Below are 2,520 nucleotides of genomic sequence, written 5' to 3' on the forward strand. Positions count from 1 at the left end.
CCCGATAGATATATTCCGCTTCCAGGCTGCCGCCCGTCCGCACCTCTTTGAGCTGGTTATCCTGGTTGTATATATAGGTGGCAGTGACTCCGAACGGATCCTTCATGGTTTTGCGCAGGCCATTCTTATAATAGGTGTACTCCAGCGTCTTTCCATCCGGATAAGTAACCTTTTGCAAAAGATTGTCGTTCTGGTACACATACTGCGTCGTTCCGGTTTCATCCGTCATCGATTTACGCAGACCGTTCTTATAATACGTAAAGCTGCCGTTCTTGTCTCCACTGCTCCAGGCTTGAAGACGATTTCGTTCATCAAACTGATTCAGGACCGACTTCGCGTTTCGAGTTGTCCCTCCCGTGATGTTGTGGTTATCGTCATAGGTATACATCTCCGTGCCCAGCACCGAGTCCTGCTTGGATAACCGGCGGCCCAGTTCATCATAGCTATAGGCTATATTGGAGAGGTCCGGAAATACCTTGGATGTCAGGCTGCCCAGCTTGTTATATTGATACGTGGTCTGAAGCTGCTGCTCATCAACGGATTGGGTCACATTTTGCAGACGGTGCAGTCCGTTTGCGGTAAAGCTTGTCACGCTTCCTTTTCCATCGGTGGTTTGGGCAGCAAACGGATCGCCGTTCACTTCATACGCTGTTCCATGGCTAATGGTACTGCCCGTACTGCCATCCTCCCGCTTCATTTCTGTTTCCCGTCCAATGGCGTCGGTTGTCGTCGTGATTTTCTCACCGTAGTCTGTGGTGGTAGTTGCAAGGTCAGTTCAGTTGCGGACAGAATCAAATAACCTACAAGTTTGCCGCCCTTACTATGAATAGTCGTGTTATCCTTCCTAAAGATGCGCCTTCCTATTCACCCTCTCTATCAGTATGAAGTATTTTACAGTTGCGATTCATTTTTGAAAAAACGCGAGAAAGCGAACATAACAAAAAACTGGTTAATCCTGGTGGTATCTGACCAAAATGGACCTATCCAACGAAAAGGAATACCGTTATTTAGGTATAAAATTCAAGCATTGCATGTACGTACAGGCATTTAGAAGGATATTGAGTTACGTTCGTTCAGGACGTGCCGCCCGCTTCATTCGGCACTGGAGGGGTAAAAGAAAGACCTTGAGCTTCTTTGCCTCAAGGTCTTAGTGACTAGGAAATCCCTAAGTCATGTTTAATTTTTTTTAATAAATCAAGAACTTTTGTTAATTTCTCCGAAGTAATTTCAATGACTATAGGTTTGTACCCTTTCATAAACTCTTCAAAAGTTATGACCACCTCATTTTCTATTGGTTCTAAATAGTGCCACCTGTAACTAGGACTAAGTTCGACATAAGATTTACCACCTTTCTGATAAACCCAGGTTTGAAAATCTCTACTAGACCAAATCCAATATTGTTGATATACATCTTCCTCGTCTTCGTCTACTTCATCCGATAAGTCATTCGTCCAAATATTCCACTTTTCCCCCACTCTACCGATGTCTAAAGTTGAATTAAGTGTCATTTGATTTGTTACACATTTAGATAGACCCCTATAAATAGTAGTCACAGCCTCTTGAATTGTATCTCTAAAAATACACACTTCATTGTTCTTTTCTTTAAAGATTACAGATATTTCATCAAGTTTGTTTTTTAACGGATACTCAGAATATAAGTCAAATTGAGTATCCTCGGTCAACTTAATGGAGCAATAAATACTCATTTCATCCTACCTTTCTTATCCACAAGCCTTTCCTTCCTGAGAATAGCTTGCATTGTTGGAGTCAGTTCACTCCAAGACCTAACATGCCCATGGTATAGCCCATCGCTTGTTTTATCAAGAACAACGAACTCACCGTTACTAATAGCTATTCTTCGGTCAGTATTTGGTCCAATAGACATTGAATTATTTAATGCATTTTGTCCATTATTCGGCGCTTTATTCTTCACACTATTATTTGTAGTTCCATGATATGGTGCATCCTCATACTTTCCAAATGGACAATTCGTATTATGCACCCAAATCCCCAAATCTGTTACATAATACGTATGATAGTCAGCAACTGTAAAGTTATAGACCGTAACAGGCTCAACCAGTTTAATAAACTCTACCTTGTCAATCGTTAGATTGCTTCCGTCAGCCTTTTGGAGTTTGTCGCCTGCTCGAAGTTCATCTGCGAAGATCCACCCTTTACCTTCAACCCAAAACGGATGGTTGTCTGTCGTCTCGATGATTTGCTCCCCAACATGCAACTTAATAATATCATCACGTTGGTTGCGGTATAAAGCTGTTACTTCCTTGTAAGCTAACTCACCGTTAGAATCATATTCAGACTTAGCGAGAACCTTATCCCCTACCTCAATTTCCTCGATAGGTTTCTCCCCTTCGTCTGTTAACACTTGGGTCCCAGCAGTAAAGCAGTTACATGGATTCACGGCTTTCGAAAGTCCCTTGGAAGCAGACTTAGACATCTTGCCATAAGGGCTCATACCAAAAAGAAGTAGTCCTGCCCTAGCAAAATGCTCGGCTGAATAGG

General features: G+C 42.4%; 2 protein-coding genes and 1 pseudogene. All 3 read right to left on the bottom strand.

What is annotated here, in order from left to right:
- Window positions 1-697: pseudogene (locus HII30_RS21290) on the bottom strand (RHS repeat protein); the annotation flags it as partial.
- Window positions 698-1,154: 457 nt separating this feature from the next.
- Window positions 1,155-1,682 carry a hypothetical protein gene (locus HII30_RS21295; protein WP_169507050.1) on the bottom strand — a complete coding sequence of 176 codons (528 nt, stop codon included), beginning with the start codon at window positions 1,680-1,682 and terminating at the stop codon, window positions 1,155-1,157.
- A 20-nt stretch (window positions 1,683-1,702) separates the two neighbouring features.
- The coding region (locus HII30_RS21475; RefSeq protein WP_246246823.1) for a polymorphic toxin-type HINT domain-containing protein at window positions 1,703-2,520 on the bottom strand (818 nt) is incomplete at its 5' end.

It is taken from the genome of Paenibacillus lemnae (genome assembly GCF_012933385.1).
Taxonomy (GTDB): domain Bacteria; phylum Bacillota; class Bacilli; order Paenibacillales; family Paenibacillaceae; genus Paenibacillus_AQ; species Paenibacillus_AQ lemnae.